Source organism: Pseudomonas mosselii, from assembly GCF_019823065.1.
Classification (GTDB): domain Bacteria; phylum Pseudomonadota; class Gammaproteobacteria; order Pseudomonadales; family Pseudomonadaceae; genus Aquipseudomonas; species Aquipseudomonas mosselii.
Window position 1 is genome coordinate 5,934,303 of sequence record NZ_CP081966.1, and the last position, 16,518, is coordinate 5,950,820.

At 65.6% G+C, this 16,518-nt stretch carries 18 protein-coding genes; 8 read left to right on the forward strand and 10 right to left on the reverse strand.

What is annotated here, in order from left to right; genetic code table 11:
• The first annotated feature begins 9 nt into the window (after positions 1-9).
• Positions 10-336, forward strand: a complete 327-nt coding sequence (locus K5H97_RS27625) for a DUF3392 family protein (protein ID WP_011531731.1) — start codon at positions 10-12, stop codon at positions 334-336.
• A 328-nt stretch (positions 337-664) separates the two neighbouring features.
• Here K5H97_RS27625 and trmB read toward each other — a convergent pair whose 3' ends face one another.
• From trmB to K5H97_RS27645, 4 genes are all read right to left on the reverse strand, one after another.
• Positions 665-1,387: a tRNA (guanosine(46)-N7)-methyltransferase TrmB gene (gene trmB / locus K5H97_RS27630; RefSeq protein WP_028689129.1), complete on the reverse strand. Its 723-nt coding sequence runs from the start codon at positions 1,385-1,387 to the stop codon at positions 665-667.
• 9 nt (positions 1,388-1,396) lie between these two features.
• Positions 1,397-2,209: a thiazole synthase gene (locus K5H97_RS27635; RefSeq protein WP_028689130.1), complete on the reverse strand. Its 813-nt coding sequence runs from the start codon at positions 2,207-2,209 to the stop codon at positions 1,397-1,399.
• Positions 2,210-2,262: 53 nt separating this feature from the next.
• Positions 2,263-2,463, reverse strand: a complete 201-nt coding sequence (gene thiS, locus K5H97_RS27640) for a sulfur carrier protein ThiS (RefSeq protein WP_028689131.1) — start codon at positions 2,461-2,463, stop codon at positions 2,263-2,265.
• A 102-nt stretch (positions 2,464-2,565) separates the two neighbouring features.
• Positions 2,566-2,937: a DUF423 domain-containing protein gene (locus K5H97_RS27645; RefSeq protein WP_028689132.1), complete on the reverse strand. Its 372-nt coding sequence runs from the start codon at positions 2,935-2,937 to the stop codon at positions 2,566-2,568.
• 64 nt (positions 2,938-3,001) lie between these two features.
• Between K5H97_RS27645 and mtgA the strand changes: the two genes are divergently transcribed.
• Entirely contained in the window at positions 3,002-3,712 is a 711-nt protein-coding gene (gene mtgA / locus K5H97_RS27650; protein WP_028689133.1) for a monofunctional biosynthetic peptidoglycan transglycosylase, read from the forward strand.
• A gap of 84 nt (positions 3,713-3,796) precedes the next feature.
• Here the strand turns inward: mtgA and rpoH are convergent, their stop codons facing one another.
• From rpoH to ftsY, 4 genes are all read right to left on the reverse strand, one after another.
• Complete coding sequence (gene rpoH, locus K5H97_RS27655) at positions 3,797-4,651, reverse strand: RNA polymerase sigma factor RpoH (RefSeq protein ID WP_028689134.1); 855 nt, start codon at positions 4,649-4,651, stop codon at positions 3,797-3,799.
• 111 nt (positions 4,652-4,762) lie between these two features.
• Positions 4,763-5,791, reverse strand: coding sequence for a permease-like cell division protein FtsX (gene ftsX / locus K5H97_RS27660; protein WP_028689135.1), 1,029 nt, complete (start codon positions 5,789-5,791; stop codon positions 4,763-4,765).
• The gene (gene ftsE, locus K5H97_RS27665) at positions 5,788-6,459 is read right to left on the reverse strand and encodes a cell division ATP-binding protein FtsE (protein ID WP_011531723.1); all 672 of its coding nucleotides are present in this window, start codon (positions 6,457-6,459) and stop codon (positions 5,788-5,790) included. The genes ftsX and ftsE overlap by 4 nt, the downstream gene beginning before the upstream one ends.
• A complete protein-coding gene (ftsY, locus tag K5H97_RS27670; RefSeq protein ID WP_028689136.1) occupies positions 6,456-8,036 on the reverse strand; it encodes a signal recognition particle-docking protein FtsY in 1,581 nt (526 codons plus the stop codon). Before ftsY ends, ftsE begins: the two co-directional genes overlap by 4 nt.
• Positions 8,037-8,270: 234 nt before the next feature.
• Between ftsY and K5H97_RS27675 the strand changes: the two genes are divergently transcribed.
• Genes K5H97_RS27675 through K5H97_RS27690 form a run of 4 tightly spaced genes read left to right on the forward strand, consistent with a single transcriptional unit; the run spans position 8,271 to position 12,779 of the window.
• A complete protein-coding gene (locus K5H97_RS27675; RefSeq protein WP_028689137.1) occupies positions 8,271-9,626 on the forward strand; it encodes a M16 family metallopeptidase in 1,356 nt (451 codons plus the stop codon).
• Positions 9,619-11,112: a M16 family metallopeptidase gene (locus K5H97_RS27680; RefSeq protein WP_028689138.1), complete on the forward strand. Its 1,494-nt coding sequence runs from the start codon at positions 9,619-9,621 to the stop codon at positions 11,110-11,112. Before K5H97_RS27675 ends, K5H97_RS27680 begins: the two co-directional genes overlap by 8 nt.
• Complete coding sequence (rsmD, locus tag K5H97_RS27685; RefSeq protein ID WP_028689139.1) at positions 11,112-11,726, forward strand: 16S rRNA (guanine(966)-N(2))-methyltransferase RsmD; 615 nt, start codon at positions 11,112-11,114, stop codon at positions 11,724-11,726. Before K5H97_RS27680 ends, rsmD begins: the two co-directional genes overlap by 1 nt.
• Before the next feature lie 60 nt (positions 11,727-11,786).
• Entirely contained in the window at positions 11,787-12,779 is a 993-nt protein-coding gene (locus K5H97_RS27690; protein WP_028689140.1) for a hydrolase, read from the forward strand.
• Between the two features lie 89 nt (positions 12,780-12,868).
• Here the strand turns inward: K5H97_RS27690 and K5H97_RS27695 are convergent, their stop codons facing one another.
• A complete protein-coding gene (locus K5H97_RS27695; protein WP_028689141.1) occupies positions 12,869-13,723 on the reverse strand; it encodes a sulfurtransferase in 855 nt (284 codons plus the stop codon).
• Between the two features lie 35 nt (positions 13,724-13,758).
• Positions 13,759-14,424: a TetR/AcrR family transcriptional regulator gene (locus K5H97_RS27700; RefSeq protein WP_028689142.1), complete on the reverse strand. Its 666-nt coding sequence runs from the start codon at positions 14,422-14,424 to the stop codon at positions 13,759-13,761.
• A 143-nt stretch (positions 14,425-14,567) separates the two neighbouring features.
• On the opposite strand from K5H97_RS27700, the gene K5H97_RS27705 reads away from it, so the two are divergent.
• On the forward strand, positions 14,568-15,998 hold the full coding sequence (locus K5H97_RS27705) for a coniferyl aldehyde dehydrogenase (protein ID WP_028689143.1): 1,431 nt from the start codon (positions 14,568-14,570) through the stop codon (positions 15,996-15,998).
• A gap of 12 nt (positions 15,999-16,010) precedes the next feature.
• The gene (locus K5H97_RS27710) at positions 16,011-16,496 is read left to right on the forward strand and encodes a hypothetical protein (protein WP_028689144.1); all 486 of its coding nucleotides are present in this window, start codon (positions 16,011-16,013) and stop codon (positions 16,494-16,496) included.
• Positions 16,497-16,518: the final 22 nt, after the last annotated feature.

Below are 16,518 nucleotides of genomic sequence, written 5' to 3' on the forward strand. Positions count from 1 at the left end.
GGATGACCCATGGACCTGGTACTTGACCTGCTCTCGACCGTTTCCCGCTGGAGCCGCAGCAACCTGTCGGAAATCTCGCTGGCCCTGGTGGGCTGCCTGCTGGTGCTGTTCGGCACCGATATCAAGGGTTGGGTGGAAGGCCGCCTGGGTGGTCTGGCCGGCGCCCTGCGGGTGCCGTTCATGGCGCTGCTGGTGATGATCGGCAGCGGCGCGGCACTGATCTATGCGACGCCGTGGATCGTGAAGGGGCTGGGGCAGTTCAACAACTATGCGCTGGCACCGGTGCTGCTGGTGGTGCTGGTATTGATTGGGGTCGTCGCTGATCGGCGGGGCTGACTGCTTGCTAAAAGCCGCCCTGGCGAGCCAGGACGGCTTCTCACCCGACTAACCCTTAGCGGGCATCGTCAAAGTGATCGCGCAGGAAGTCCCTGGCGGTCCTGAAAACGATCAGGATCCGAACCAGCGTCCAGACGCGGCTCAGCGTATTCAGCAAACGCGTCCTGTATTCGAGGCCATCCTAAGATCCAGTTGTGACTGTCTCCAGTGGTGTTCGTGGGATAGGCTTCGTAACCCGAGGCCCGCATAAAAAAACCGCCCTTCTCAAGGCGGTTTTTTTGTACCTGCAATCTCGCAGGCTTGAAGGACAGCGCCGAACGAATCCGGCTCAGCTCACCTTCTCGAACTTCAAGTCCCACACCCCATGCCCAAGGCGCTCCCCACGGCGCTCGAACTTGGTGATCGGCCGTTCTTCCGGGCGCGGTACATAGGCGCCATCAGCCGCCTGGTTGCGATAGCCTGGCGCTGCGCTCATCACTTCCAGCATGTATTCGGCATAGGGCTCCCAGTCGGTCGCCATGTGGAATACGCCACCGGGCTTGAGCTTGCGGCGCACCAGCTCGGCGAACTCCAGTTGAACGATCCGGCGCTTGTGGTGACGGGCCTTATGCCACGGATCCGGGAAGAACAGCATCAGGCGGTCGAGGCTGTTGTCGGCCACGCAGCGGTTAAGCACTTCGATGGCATCGCAATCGTAAACCCGCAGGTTCTTCAAGCCCTGGGTCAGCACGCCATTTAGCAACGCACCGACACCCGGACGGTGCACTTCGACGCCGATAAAGTCCAGCTCCGGCGAGGCGGCTGCCATCTCCAGCAGCGAGTGCCCCATACCGAAGCCGATCTCCAGGGTGCGCGGCGCCGAACGGCCGAACACCTGGTCGTAGTCCACCGGGCTGTCGGTCAGCGGCAGGATGAACAGCGGACCACCCTGCTCCAGGCCGCGTTGCTGGCCTTCGGTCATGCGCCCGGCGCGCATCACGAAGCTCTTGATGCGGCGGTGCGGGCGGGCTTCGCCGTCTTCGGTGATCGGCGTTTCTTGCGATTCAGTCATCTGGGGCTCTTACTTGATCAGACCTTCCAGCGGCGAGGACGCGCTGGCATAGAGTTTCTTCGGCATGCGCCCGGCGAGATACGCCATGCGGCCGGCAAGGATGGCGTGCTTCATGGCCTCGGCCATCAGCACTGGCTGCTGGGCGTGGGCAATGGCCGAGTTCATCAGCACTGCCTCGCACCCCATCTCCATGGCGATGGTGGCGTCGGAAGCAGTACCCACGCCAGCATCGACCAGCACCGGCACCTTGGATTCCTCGAGGATGATCTGCAGGTTGTAGGGGTTGCAGATACCCAGGCCGGTGCCGATCAGGCCGGCCAGCGGCATGACGGCAATGCAGCCGGCTTCGGCCAGCTGGCGGGCGATGATCGGGTCATCGCTGGTGTAGACCATCACGTCGAAGCCGTCCTTGACCAGCACTTCGGCGGCCTTGAGGGTTTCGATCACATTGGGGAACAGGGTCTTCTGGTCGGCCAGCACTTCCAGCTTCACCAGTGTCCGCTCCTCGTGGGACTTGTGCCCGTCGAGCAGCTCACGGGCCAGGCGGCAGGTACGCACCGCCTCGACCGCATCGAAGCAACCCGCGGTGTTCGGCAGGATGGTGTACTTGTCGGGCGACAGCACATCGAGCAGGTTCGGTTCGCCCGCGTTCTGGCCGAGGTTGGTGCGACGCACGGCCACGGTGACGATCTCGGCACCCGAGGCCTCGGTGGCCAGGCGGGTTTCTTCCATGTCACGGTACTTGCCGGTGCCGACCAGCAGGCGCGACTGGAAAGTGCGCCCGGCCAGGACGAAAGGCTTGTCGCTGCGAACGTTGCTCATCGATGTTCCTCTGGAAAGGTTACGGGGCTTCTGGATGAATCGGCGAGACGTGCTCAACCACCGCCAATGGCATGAACCACTTCGACCTGGTCGCCTTCGCTCAATCGCGTGCTCTCGTGCTGGCTGCGCGGCACGATGTCCAGGTTCAGTTCAACCGCCACCCGGCGACCAGCCAGCTCCAGCCGGCCCAGCAGCGCCGCGACGCTCTCGCCGTCGGGCAGTTCGTAAGGCTCACCGTTCAATTGAATGCGCATGCGCACGGCCACCATTGTTCTTTGGGGCCCGCATTCTAGCCCCGATCCACCTCGCAACCCAAGGGCGATGCGCGCCATTAGTCGCGATTGTGGACCGTTCGGTCAGCCCAGGCGCCAGGCGGCCAGGCCCAGGCACAGCCAGCCGGCGAGCAAGCACAGGCCGCCCAGCGGAGTGATCATGCCGAGCTTGCTCAGACCGCTCAGGGTCAGTACGTAGAGGCTACCGGAGAACAGCAGGATACCCACCGCGAACAGACCGCCGGCCCAGCCGACCAGGCGCCCCGGCAGGTGCGCCGACAGCACCGCCACCGCGAGGATCGCCAGTGCGTGCACCAGTTGGTAGCTCACGCCGGTATGGAAGATCGCCAGGTAGTCGGCGCTGAGACGGCTCTTCAGGCCATGGGCGGCGAAGGCGCCGAGGGCCACGCCGGTAAAACCGAAGAACGCGGCGAGCATCAGGAAGCTGCGAAGCATGGGACGACTCCTCGGGAGGGGTCTGTATAATGGCCCGTTCCAACGGTCCGGCCAAGCCATCACCATGCTCTCATCTCTCCTGCGCCGCCTCTCCCGCGCCCTGCTCTGGTTCGCCGCCGGCAGCGCCGCCGTGGTCCTGGTGCTGCGCTGGGTTCCACCGCCCGGCACCGCGCTGATGGTCGAGCGCAAGGTGGAGTCATGGTTCAGCGGCGAGCCCATCGACCTGCAACGCGACTGGACGCCCTGGGAGGACATCTCCGACGAACTCAAGGTCGCGGTCATCGCCGGCGAGGACCAGAAGTTCGCCAGCCACTGGGGCTTCGACATCCCGGCGATCCAGGCGGCGCTGGCCTACAACGAGCGTGGCGGCAAGGTGCGTGGCGCCAGCACGCTGACCCAGCAGGTGGCCAAGAACCTGTTCCTGTGGTCCGGACGCAGTTGGCTGCGCAAGGGGCTGGAGGCCTGGTTCACCGCGCTGATCGAGCTGTTCTGGTCGAAGGAACGGATTCTCGAGGTCTACCTGAACAGCGCCGAATGGGGCAAGGGCGTGTTCGGTGCCCAGGCCGCGGCACGCTACCACTTCGGCGTGGACGCCAGCCGCCTGACGCGACAACAGGCCGCACAACTCGCCGCGGTGCTGCCTAGCCCGATCAAATGGAGTGCCAGCCGGCCAAGCGCCTATGTGGCGAGCCGCGCGGGGTGGATTCGCCGGCAGATGAGCCAGCTGGGTGGGCCGAGCTACCTGATGCAACTGGATACTTCGCGCAGGCTTTGAGGCACGCTCCCACGCGCCACAACACACGAAAAAGCCGCTGTCTCTTGCGAGAACAGCGGCTTTTTCACTCCAGCCAGGCGCCGATCAGATCGTGATCAATGCCTTGACCTTGTTCATCGCGTTCTTCTCCAGCTGGCGAATACGCTCGGCCGAAACGCTGTATTTCTCCGCCAGCTCATGCAGCGTGGCCTTTTCCTCGGCCAGCCAGCGCTGATAAAGGATATCGCGACTGCGATCGTCCAGGCCTTGCAGCGCTTCATGCAGGTTGCTGGTGGAGTTGTCGCTCCAATCGGCGTCCTCCAGCTGCACGGCCGGGTCGTAGCGGTGGTCTTCCAGGTAATGCGCGGGCGACTGGAAGGCACTGTCGTCGTCGGCTTCGGCCGCCGGGTCAAAGGCCATGTCCTGGCCGCTCAGGCGGCTTTCCATCTCGCGTACTTCACGGGGCTCGACACCAAGGCTTTCGGCCACGCGATGCACTTCGTCGTTATTCAACCAGGCCAGACGTTTCTTCTGGCTGCGCAGGTTGAAGAACAGCTTGCGCTGGGCCTTGGTGGTGGCCACCTTGACGATGCGCCAGTTGCGCAGGATGAACTCGTGGATCTCGGCTTTGATCCAGTGCACCGCGAAGGACACCAGACGCACGCCCATTTCCGGGTTGAAACGCTTTACCGCCTTCATCAGGCCGACGTTGCCTTCCTGGATCAGGTCGGCCTGGGCCAGCCCGTAGCCTGCATAGCTACGGGCGATGTGTACGACGAAACGCAGGTGGGCCATCACCATTTGCCGAGCGGCCTCGAGATCCTGCTCGTAATAGAGACGCTCGGCCAGATCACGCTCCTGCTCCGGCGACAGCAATGGGATGCTGTTGACCGTGTGCACATAGGCTTCCAGGTTTGCACCGGGAACCAGGGCATAGGCAGGTTGCAACGATGTGGTCATTCAAGTACCTCCAGCTTACAGACTCGTGCCTTGTGGGCACTGCCAGCATAGACAAGGAACCGTTGTACAAGTTCCAGGATGAAAAATTTGTCAATACTGGCCATGAAACATTTATCGCGGTGCCAGCTCGTTCAAGTGACGAGCGACGGCGATCCATGCACCGATATACCCCAACAACACCGCCCCGATCAAGAGTGAAAGGCCATCCGAGGCCGGTACGCCACCCAGGGCGAAATCACTGCCATACAGCCCGGACAGCCCGACCACCGCGTCGTTCAGCCAGTTCAGGCCGAACGCCAGGATGCCCCAGGCCAGCACGCCCGCACCCAGGCCGTACAGGGCGCCCATGTACAGGAAAGGCCGGCGTACGTAGCTGTCGGTGCCGCCGACGAGCTTGATCACTTCGATCTCGACCCGGCGGTTTTCGATATGTAGACGAATTGTGTTACCGATTACTAACAGCAGAGCGGAAATCAGCATTACCGCCAGGCCGAAGACGAACCGGTCTCCCAGCTTGAGAATCGCCGCCAGGCGCTCGACCCACACCAGGTCCAGCTGCGCCGCTTCCACCCGCGGCAGCTCGGACAGACGCTGACGCAAGGCTTCCAGGGCCGGCTTGTCGACCTCGGTCGGGGTCACCACCACCACGCCGGGCAGTGGATTGTCCGGCAACTCGCGCAGCGCCTCGCCCAGGCCTGACTGCTGCTGGAACTCTTCCAGCGCCTGCTCGCGACTGACGTACTGGGCCTCGGCGACGCCCGGCATGCCCTTGATCTCGTCACGCAAGGCCTCGCCATCACGGCTGCTGGCATCAAGCTTGAGATACAACGAAATCTGTGCCGCGCGCTGCCAGGAACCGCCGAGTTTCTCGACGTTCTTCAGCAGCAGCGACAGGCCCATGGGCATGCTCAGCGCCACAGCCATCACCAGGCAGGTGAAGAAACTGCCGATCGGCTGCTTGCCCAGCCGGCGCAGGCTGTCGGCCAGGCTGGCGCGGTGGCTTTCCAGCCAGGCGTGCAGCAGGGTGCTGAAGTCCGGGCCGTCATCGTCGTGGTCGCCACGCTTCTTCTTCGCCGGTTGCGGGTCGGCGGCTTTCGGCGCCACGCGCTCGGAAACCTTTGGTGTACGTGTGGTGCTCATTGCCCGGCCTCCCCATCGCCGATCAAGCGGCCGCGTTGCAGCGTCAGCATGCGGTGGCGCATGCGCGCGATCAGCGCCAGGTCGTGACTGGCGATCAATACCGTGGTGCCCAGGCGGTTGATGTCCTCGAACACGCCCATGATCTCGGCGGCCAGGCGCGGGTCGAGGTTACCGGTAGGTTCGTCCGCCAGCAGCAGGGCCGGCTGGTGGACGATGGCGCGGGCAATGCCCACGCGCTGCTGTTGGCCGGTGGACAGGTCGGCCGGGAACAGCTCGCCTTTGTCGCTCAGCGACACGCGCTCCAGCGCCGAATCCACGCGCTTGGCGATCTCGGCCTTGGACAGCCCGAGGATCTGCAGCGGCAGGGCGATGTTGTTGAACACCGTACGGTCGAACAGCAGTTGGTGGTTCTGGAACACCACGCCGATCTGCCGGCGCAGGAACGGAATCTGCGCGTTGCTGATCTGGCCCAGGTCCTGCCCGGCCAGCAGCAGCTTGCCGCTGGTCGGACGCTCCATGGCCAGCAGCAGGCGCAGCAGGGTGCTCTTGCCGGCGCCGGAGTGGCCGGTGACGAACAGGAACTCGCCACGACGCGCCCGGAAGCTCAGTTCGTGCAGGCCGACATGGCCATTGGGATAGCGCTTGGCTACCTGTTCGAATCGGATCATGAAGGTTCCCGCTCGGCGAACAGCGCCTTGACGAAGGGTTCGGCCTCGAAGGTGCGCAGGTCATCGATACCCTCGCCCACACCGATGAAGCGGATCGGGATGTTGAACTGCTTGGCCAGGGCGAAGATGACGCCGCCCTTGGCGGTGCCGTCCAGCTTGGTCAGAGCCAGGCCGGTCAGCTCGACGCTCTGGTTGAAGTACTTGGCCTGGCTGATGGCGTTCTGCCCGGTACCGGCGTCGAGCACCAGCAGCACCTCGTGGGGCGCCTCGGCGTCGAGCTTGCCGATTACCCGACGGACCTTCTTCAGCTCTTCCATCAGGTTGTCCTTGGTGTGCAGGCGACCGGCGGTGTCGGCGATCAGCACATCGACGCCACGGGCCTTGGCGGCCTGCACCGCGTCGAAGATCACCGAGGCCGAGTCGGCGCCGGTGTGCTGGGCGATGACCGGGATCTGGTTGCGCTCGCCCCAGACCTGCAACTGCTCCACCGCCGCGGCGCGGAAGGTGTCGCCGGCAGCCAGCATGACCTTCTTGCCTTCCAACTGCAGCTTCTTGGCCAGCTTGCCGATGGTGGTGGTCTTGCCGGCGCCGTTCACGCCGACCACCAGGATCACGTAGGGCTTGCTCTGCGCCTCGATCTTAAGCGGCTGCTCGACAGGACGCAGCAAGGCGGCCAGTTCGTCCTGCAGCGACTTGTACAGGGCGTCGGCGTCGGCCAGTTGCTTGCGGGCGACCTTCTGCGTCAGGTTCTGGACGATGGTCGAGGTGGCCTCGACACCGACGTCGGCGGTCAGCAGACGGGTCTCGATCTCGTCGAGCAGGTCGTCGTCGATGACCTTCTTGCCCAGGAACAGGCTGGCCATGCCCTCGCCGATGCTGGCGCTGGTCTTCGACAGGCCCTGCTTGAGGCGGGCGAAAAAGCCCTGCTTGGCAGGCTCGGCGGCGACTGGCGCAGGTTCGACGGCAGCCGGAGCGACAGGCACTTCGGGTTCAGGCTCAACCACAGGGGCAACCACCACCGGGGCGGGCTCGGGCACCACCACCTCAGGGGCCGGGCGCTCGGGAATGACCGGCGGCGCCTTGGGTTCGAGGTCCGGTACCAATGCAACCGGCTCTTCCGCGACCGGCAGCACCAGGTTGCTCACGGGTGCAGGTGGCGCTGGCTCAACCATGACCGTCGGCAGGTCCGCCGCATTCGCGGGCAAGCCCTCAGTCACAGGAGCCTGCGGCGCGTGTACCTGAACAACAGGCTCAGCCTCGACCACCAGGGCAGGCTCGACCGGGACGTCCACCGGCACGGGCTGGGCGGGTTCAACCACCTGGGTGGGTTGCACCACCTGCGGAGCAACCGGTTCAGGCTCGGCCGGCACGCTGACTGGCGCAGGCTGGGGGGCCTCGGCCAGCGGAGCAGGCTGCTCGGCGGGAGGTTGCTGTACCACCGGCGCCTCGACGGGCGGTTGGGGGGCTTGCGGCTGTTCGGCGACAGGTTGCTCCGGCTTCTTGCGGAACCAGCTGAACAGGCCTTTCTTCTCGCCAGCCGCGGCCGGCGCTTTTTTGTCGTCGTTGGAACCAAACATGGAAGACGGCTATCTCAGGGTAGCGATGCGCCAGCAGTGGCGCACCGGGAATTCTTAACTCACGCAGAACAGACTACTGTGAAGCCAGCGGGTTCATGCGCAACGTTTTGTCGTAAGGGCCTGTGGGCCAGAACGGCGACAGGCATGGTCGCCAGGCAACCGGATCAGTATCCTAGCACCTCCTGGCCCGCCGACGCTAAACCCAAGCGGGCCGCCGAACAGGTTGAACACCGTATGAATGCTCTAGCCCGCCGCGCCGCTGGCCTGTTGCTCGGCACGCTGTGCCTGCCGCTGGCGGCCTTCGCCGCCGATGTGCAACCCACCCACGAATTCATTCTCGACAACGGCCTGAAAGTGGTCGTGCGCGAGGACCACCGTGCGCCGGTGGTGGTTTCGCAGATCTGGTACAAGGTCGGCTCCAGCTATGAGACGCCGGGTCAGACCGGCCTGTCCCATGCCCTTGAGCACATGATGTTCAAAGGCAGCGCCAAGCTCGCCCCCGGCGAAGCCTCGCGCATCCTGCGCGATCTCGGCGCCGAGGAGAACGCCTTCACCAGCGACGACTACACCGCCTACTACCAGGTGCTGGCCCGTGACCGCCTGCCGGTGGCCTTCGAGCTGGAAGCCGACCGCCTGGCCAGCCTGCGCCTGCCAGCCGACGAGTTCAGCCGCGAGATCGAGGTGATCAAGGAAGAGCGCCGCCTGCGCACCGACGACCAGCCCAACGCCAAGGCCTTCGAGCTGTTCCGCGCCATGGCGTACCCGGCCAGCGGCTACCACACCCCGACCATCGGCTGGATGGCCGACCTCGAGCGCATGAAGGTCGAGGAACTGCGCCACTGGTACGAGTCCTGGTACGCGCCGAACAACGCCACCCTGGTGGTGGTCGGCGACGTCAAGCCCGACGAGGTGAAAGCCCTCGCGCAGAAATACTTCGGCCCGATCCCCAAGCGCGCCGTGCCACCCAGCAAGCTGCCGCTGGAACTGGCCGAGCCAGGCCTGCGCCAGCTCACTCTGCACCTGCGCACGCAACTGCCCAGCCTGGTCTACGGCTTCAATGTGCCCGCCCTGGCCACGGCCAAGGACCCGCGCAGCGTCAACGCCCTGCGCCTGATCTCGGCCCTGCTCGACGGCGGCTACAGTGCCCGCATGCCGGCGCGCCTGGAGCGCGGCCAGGAACTGGTGGCCGGTGCCTCGTCCAGCTACAACGCCTTCACCCGCGGTGACAGCCTGTTCATGATCTCGGCCACGCCCAACGTGCAGAAGCACAAGACCCTGGCCGAGGTGGAAAAAGGCATCTGGCAGCTGCTCGACGAGCTCAAGACCACGCCGCCGACCGCCGAGGAACTCGAGCGCGTGCGCGCCCAGGTAATCGCCGGCCTGGTCTACGACCGCGATTCCATCAGCAGCCAGGCCACCACCATCGGCCAGCTGGAGACCGTCGGCCTCTCCTGGAAGCTGATCGACAGCGAGCTCGACGACCTCAAGCGCGTGACCCCGGAAGACATCCAGGCCGCCGCCCGCACCTATTTCACCCGCGAACGCCTGAGCGTTGCCCATGTACTGCCCGAGGAGTCCGCCCATGAGTGATCGCAGCGCACCGCGCTACACCCTGTTCGGCTTGGCGATCATCGTGCTGGTGGTGGCTGTCGCCGCGCTGCTGGCGCGCCCGGCCCAGTCCGACAGCCAAGGCAAGGCAGACACCGCGGCCCGCCCGGCCAACACCCTGCAATCGCTGGCCGAACTGGACGGCAAGGCCCCCAGCCGGCGCCAGCTGAACATCCAGCACTGGTCCACTGCCGAAGGCGCCCGCGTGCTGTTCGTCGAGGCCCGCGAGCTGCCGATGTTCGACCTGCGCGTGACCTTCGCCGCCGGCAGCAGTCAGGACGGCGGCACCCCGGGCTTGGCCACCCTGACCAACGCCATGCTCAACGAGGGCGTGGCCGGCAAGGACGTCACCGCCATCGCCGAAGGCTTCGAAGGACTGGGCGCCGACTTCGGCAACGGTTCGTACCGCGACATGGCCGTGGCGTCGCTGCGCAGTCTCAGCGCCAGCGACAAGCGCGAGCCGGCGCTGAAGCTGTTCACCGAGGTGGTGGGCCAGCCGACCTTCCCCGAGGACGCCCTCAAGCGCATCAAGAACCAGCTGCTGGCCGGTTTCGAATACGAAAAGCAGAACCCGGGCAAGATCGCCGGCAAGACCCTGTTCGCCAACCTCTACGGTAAACACCCCTACGCCAGCCCCAGCGACGGCACCGCCGAAACCATCCCCGGCATTACCCTGGAACAGCTGCGCGGCTTCCACGCCAAGGCCTACGCGGCCGGCAACGCGGTGATCGCCCTGGTCGGCGATCTCAGCCGCGGCGAAGCCGAAGCCATTGCCGCCCAGGTCTCCGCCGGCCTGCCCAAGGGCCCGGCCCTGGCCAAGCCCGAGCAACCGGTCGAGCCCACGCCGGGCACGACCCATATCGATTTCCCGTCCAAGCAGACCCACCTGATGCTGGCCGAGCTGGGCATCGACCGTAACGATCCGGACTGGCCGGCCCTGTCACTGGGCAACCAGATCCTCGGTGGCGGCGCCTTCGGTACCCGCCTGATGAGCGAAGTGCGCGAAAAACGCGGCCTGACCTACGGCGTGTACTCGGTGTTCAGCCCGATGCAGGTGCGCGGCCCGTTCATGATCAACCTGCAGACCCGTGCCGAGCTCAGCGAGGGCACGCTCAAGCTGGTCCGGGATATCCTTGCCGACTACCTCAAGAGCGGCCCGACCCAGCAGGAGCTGGACGACGCCAAGCGCGAACTGGCCGGCAGCTTCCCGCTGTCCAACGCCAGCAATGCCAGCATCGTCGGCCAACTGGGCGCGATCGGCTTCTACAACTTGCCGCTGAGCTGGCTGGAAGATTTCATGCAGCAATCCCAGGCGCTGACCGTCGAACAGGTCAAGGCCGCCATGAACAAGCATCTGGCGGCGGACAAGCTGGTGATCGTCACCGTCGGCCCGAAGGTGGCCCAGCAGCCCCTGCCGGCCCCCACTGACAAACCCGCCGAGCAGCCGCTCGGCGTACCGGAGCACTAATGGCAAGACCCAACACCCCAGCGCGCCCGGCACCGGGCGCCAGCAAGGGCCCCGGCCAGCTGCGCATCATCGCCGGCGAGTGGCGCAGCCGCCGTCTGGCCGTGCCGGAAGGCGAAGGCCTGCGGCCGACGCCTGACCGCGTGCGCGAGACCCTGTTCAACTGGCTGGCGCCGCATATCGAAGGCGCCCTGGTGCTCGACGCCTTCACCGGCAGCGGCGCGCTGGTGCTGGAGGCCTTGTCTCGCGGCGCCGAAAACGCCGTGGCGCTGGACAGCAACCCGGCGGCCATCGTCAATCTCAAGAACAACCTCGAGCTGCTGCGCTGCCCGCGCGGGCAGATCCTGCAGACCGACGCCCTGCGCTACCTGCAAGGCCCGGCCAAACAGCAGTTCGATGTGGTGTTCCTCGACCCGCCGTTCCACCAGGACCTGCTGGCCAACACCTGCAACCTGCTGGAGCAGGGCCAGTGGCTGCGCGAGCAGGCGTGGATCTACACCGAAAGCGAAGCCATGCCCTCCTCGCTGCCGATGCCGGGCAACTGGCGCCTGCACCGCGAGAAGAAGACCGGCCAGGTGCACTACGCGTTGTGGCAACGAGCGGGCACCGACCAATAGCGCAGGTACAGTGGCGGTGTTTCATGGCACTCTAGGCAGGCACACCACGAGTCGCCCAGCATGCCCAGCCTCACCGCCACCTTCCGTCCGGCCACCGGCCTGTCCAACCCTCACCTGCAGACACTGTGGGGGCCTCTCTGGCGCAAGCTCCCGGACCTGCCGCGCAACCGCGAGCGCCTGTGGCTGGCCGACGGCGACTTCCTCGACCTCGACTGGCACGGACCGCACCAACCCGACGCGCCGTTGGTGCTGGTGCTCCATGGCCTCACCGGCTCGTCCAATTCGCCCTACGTCAAAGGCCTGCAACTGGCCTTGCAGGGGCGTGGCTGGGCCAGCGTCGCGGTGAACTGGCGCGGCTGCTCGGGCGAGCCCAACCTGCTGGCGCGCAGCTACCACTCCGGGGCCAGCGAAGACCTGGCCGAGACCATCCGCCACCTGCGGGCGCAGCGGCCGCTGGCACCGCTGTATGCCGTGGGCTATTCGCTGGGCGGCAATGTGCTGCTCAAGTACCTGGGAGAAAGTGGCTCGTCCAGCCAACTGGAAGCGGCGGTGGCGGTGTCGGTACCGTTTCGCCTGGACCAGTGCGCCGACCGCATCGGCCTGGGATTTTCGAAGATCTACCAGGCGCATTTCATGCGCGCGATGATGGCGTACGTGAAGGACAAGCAGCGGCACTTTCGCAATCAAGGTCACCATGAAGGGTTGGCAACCCTCGAGCGCCTTGGCCCATTGCGCAACCTGCGCACCTTCTGGGACTTCGACGGCAAGGTGACCGCGCCACTCAATGGCTTCAGCGATGCCCATGACTACTACCGCCGGGCGTCCAGCCGCTATTACCTGGGAGAAAACCGCACGCCGACGCTGATCATCCATGCCAGCGATGATCCGTTCGTGTTCGGTCACAGCCTGCCGACTGCCGACGAACTGGCGCCACTGACGCAGTTCGAACTGCACAATCGCGGTGGCCATGTCGGGTTCGTCGAGGGCAGCCTGCGCAATCCGGGGTATTACCTGGAACGGCGGATTCCGCAGTGGCTGATGGAAGAGCGATAGTCTCCATCCAGGAATATGGCTGAGGGAAGGCTTCGTGGGAGCGGGCTTGCCCCGCGATAGCATCACCGGGCCCACTCCCACCTCACGAATTACTCACCAGTGGCCACGCCGCGCTGCGGATCGTTGATCCACTCACTCCACGACCCGGCATACAGCCGCCCCAGCGGATATCCCGCGAGCGCCAGGGCAAACAGGTTGTGGCAGGCGGTCACGCCAGAGCCGCAATAGGCCACCAGGTCCTGCGGCGAACGGCCGGCCAGCTTTTCGGCAAAACGCTGCTTCAGCGTGTCGGCCGGCAGGAAACGCCCGTCGGCGCCAAGGTTGTCGGTGAACGCCGCGCACTGGGCGCCCGGAATGTGCCCGGCCACCGGGTCGATCGGCTCCACCTCGCCACGAAAACGCGGCAACCCGCGGGCATCGATCAGGGTCAGCGTCGGATCGTTCAGGCGCTTGCCCAGGTGTGTGGCGTCGATCAGCAGCTTCATGTCCGGCTCGCCACTGAACGTCCCCTCGCGACGCGCGGGCGGGTCGAGGCTCAACGGCAGGTGGGCGGCGTGCCAGGCCTTGAGGCCGCCGTCGAGAATGAACACCGCATCGCGCTTGCCCAGCCAGGCCAGCAGCCACCACGCACGGGCAGCGAAGGCGCCGGGGCCATCGTCGTAGAGCACCACCTGGCTATCGTTGTCCACGCCCCACTCGCGCAGGCGCTCCACCAGCCGCTGCGGATCGGGCAGCGGGTGACGACCGGTGCGACCCTTGACCACCGGCCCGCTCAGATCACGCTCGAGGTCGGCGAAATGCGCCCCGGCGATATGCCCCTCGGCATAACTACGTTGGCCGTAGTCGACATCTTCCAGGGCAAAGCGGCAATCGAGGATCACCAGGCCGGGCGCTTCCAGGCGTTCGGCCAGCTGTTGCGGGGTGATCAGTTGCGCAAGGGGCATGACAATCTCCTGATGAATGGCTCGAAGACCCCGGGTCACTGCTCCAGGGCCTGGTTGAACGGAACGTGGAACTCATCGCACAACGCCTGCACCGCGGCACGCGAGTCTGGAGTGACATACCCCAGTTCCAGCACCACCACCTGATAGACGCCGCGCATGAACGCTTCTTCACCCAGGTGCGCGCAATGCTCGCGGGTGGTGCTGAGAAAACGCACCCAGGAGGTCAGCACGATCCATGCGTTGATAGTCAGCGACTCGATCTGCGGGCCGTCCATGCTCAGGATGCCGGCCTCGACGAAGCCCCGGTAGATCGCCTGCCCCTGCAGCAGGCAGCGCCGCGAAAAGCGCCGATAACGGGCCGCCAGCTCCGGGTCGCTGTCGAGCAGGTGCTCCAGGTCGCGGTGCAGGAAACGGTAGTTCCACATCGCCGCCAGCAACGCCTTGAGGTAGAAGCGCTTGTCCTCGACGGTGGCAATGCGGCCCTGGGGCGGGCGCAGGAAACTGTCGACCAGCTCTTCGTACTGGTTGAACAGCACGGCGATGATCGCCTGCTTGTTGGGGAAGTGGTAGTACAGGTTGCCGGGCGAGATCTCCATGTGCGCGGCAATGTGGTTGGTGCTGACGCAACGCTCGCCCTGCTGGTTGAACAGCTCCAGGCTGCTCTGCACGATGCGCTCTCGGGTCTTCATGCGCGGGGCCATGCTCAGCTCCAGTCTCCAGCTTGATTGATCGAGCCCATCTTACGGCTTCCCGCAGGTCGGGTGCACCGCCGGCCAGGTGAAAATAGTGCACCATCGTACCAATTAGAGTATATACTCTATTCACTTACCACCCCGGAGCCGCCATGACCTCGCCTGCCGTTCTCCCTCCTGTGCAATCCGACCTCGACCTGCAAGCGACGTTCGACGTCCTGCGTCGGGCCTTCGCCGCTAACCCGATGCCCGCCGCCGCGCAGCGTCGGCAGTGGCTGAAAAGCCTGCGCGAGGCGCTGCTGGCCGAGCAGGAGACGCTGATTGCGACCATCGACGCCGACTTCAGCGGCCGCAGCCGCGACGAGACCCTGATCGCCGAGCTGATGCCGTCGGTGCTCGGCCTGCGCGATGCGGAAAAACAGCTGGGGCGCTGGATGCGCGCCTCGCGGCGCAAGGTCGGCCTGGCCTTCCAGCCCGCCAGCGCGCGGGTGGAGTACCAGCCACTGGGAGTGGTGGGGATCATCGTGCCGTGGAACTACCCGCTGTTCCTCGCCATCGGCCCGTTGACCGGCGCCCTGGCCGCCGGCAACCGGGTGATGCTCAAACTCAGCGAATCCACGCCCGCCAGCGGACAGGCCATCAAGGACCTGCTCGGACGGGTGTTCCCCAATGACCTGGTCAGTGTAGTACTGGGCGAGGTGGAAGTCGGCCAGGCCTTTGCCCGCCTGCCGTTCGACCACCTGCTGTTCACCGGGGCCACCAGCGTCGGCCGTCATGTGATGCTGGCCGCCGCGCAGAACCTCACCCCAGTGACCCTTGAGCTGGGCGGCAAGTCACCGGCCATCGTCTCAACCGATGTGTCGTTGGACACCGCCGCCGAACGCATCGCCTTCGGCAAGACCCTCAATGCCGGCCAGACCTGCGTCGCCCCCGACTACGTGCTGGTGCCCCGCGAGCGCCTGGACGCCTTCGCCGAGGCTTACCGGCGCGCCGTGCACCGCTTCTATCCGCGCCTGACTGATAACCCCGACTACAGTGCGATCATCAACGAGCGCCAGCTCGCTCGCCTCAACCGCCTGCTCGACGATGCCCGCGAGCAAGGCGCCCAAGTGATCGATCTCTACCCCGACGAGCCCCGCCAAGGCCGCCATCTGCCGCCACACCTGTTGTTGCAGGTGAACGACGGCATGCAGGTAATGCAGGACGAGATCTTCGGCCCGTTGCTGCCCCTGGTGCCCTACGACCGTCTGGATGACGCCCTGGCCTACATCAACCAGCGTCCCCGACCCCTGGCGCTCTACTATTTCGGCTACGACAAGGGCGAACAGGCACGGGTTCTGCGCGACACCCACTCCGGTGGCGTCTGCCTCAACGACACCCTGCTGCACGTGGCCCAGGACGACCTGCCGTTCGGCGGCGTCGGCCCGTCCGGCATGGGACACTACCATGGCCACGACGGTTTCCTGACCTTCAGCAAGGCCAAGGCCGTGCTGGCCAAGCAGCGCATCAATGCTGCCAAGACGATCTACCCGCCCTATGGCAAGGCCTTGCAGCGCCTGGTCTACAAGCTGTTCATCCGCTGAGCGCCGGCGCACATGCATCGTCGCGACCTGCTCAGGTTCAGCTTCGGCGCCAGCCTGTTTCTGGGTGCCACCAGCCTGGTCGGCTGTGCGCCACAGGCGGCCTCGCCCGGTTATCAGGTCCTGCGCGATGACGACCTGCCTCTGCTGCAGGCCCTGGTACCCGTCGTGCTGGCGGGTACCCAGGCTTCCACCGAATGGGTGCTGCAAAGCCTCGATCACAAGCTGGCGGCGCTGTCGCCCGCCATGCTCAAGCTGACCCGGCAACTGTTCGACGTGCTCACCCTGCCCCTGACCCGAGGACCGCTGACCGGTATCTGGGGCGGCTGGGCCAGCGCCACGGATAGCGAGCTGGAGCGCTTTCTCGAACGCTGGCGGGACAGTTCGCTGAACCTGCTGCGCCAGGGCCATGCCTCGCTGCTGCAACTGCTGCTCATGGCCTGGTATGAGCGCCCCGAGGCCTGGGCGGCTTGCGGCTACCCAGGGCCGCCGAAGATCTGACCCACCGACAAGAGCATCGCCA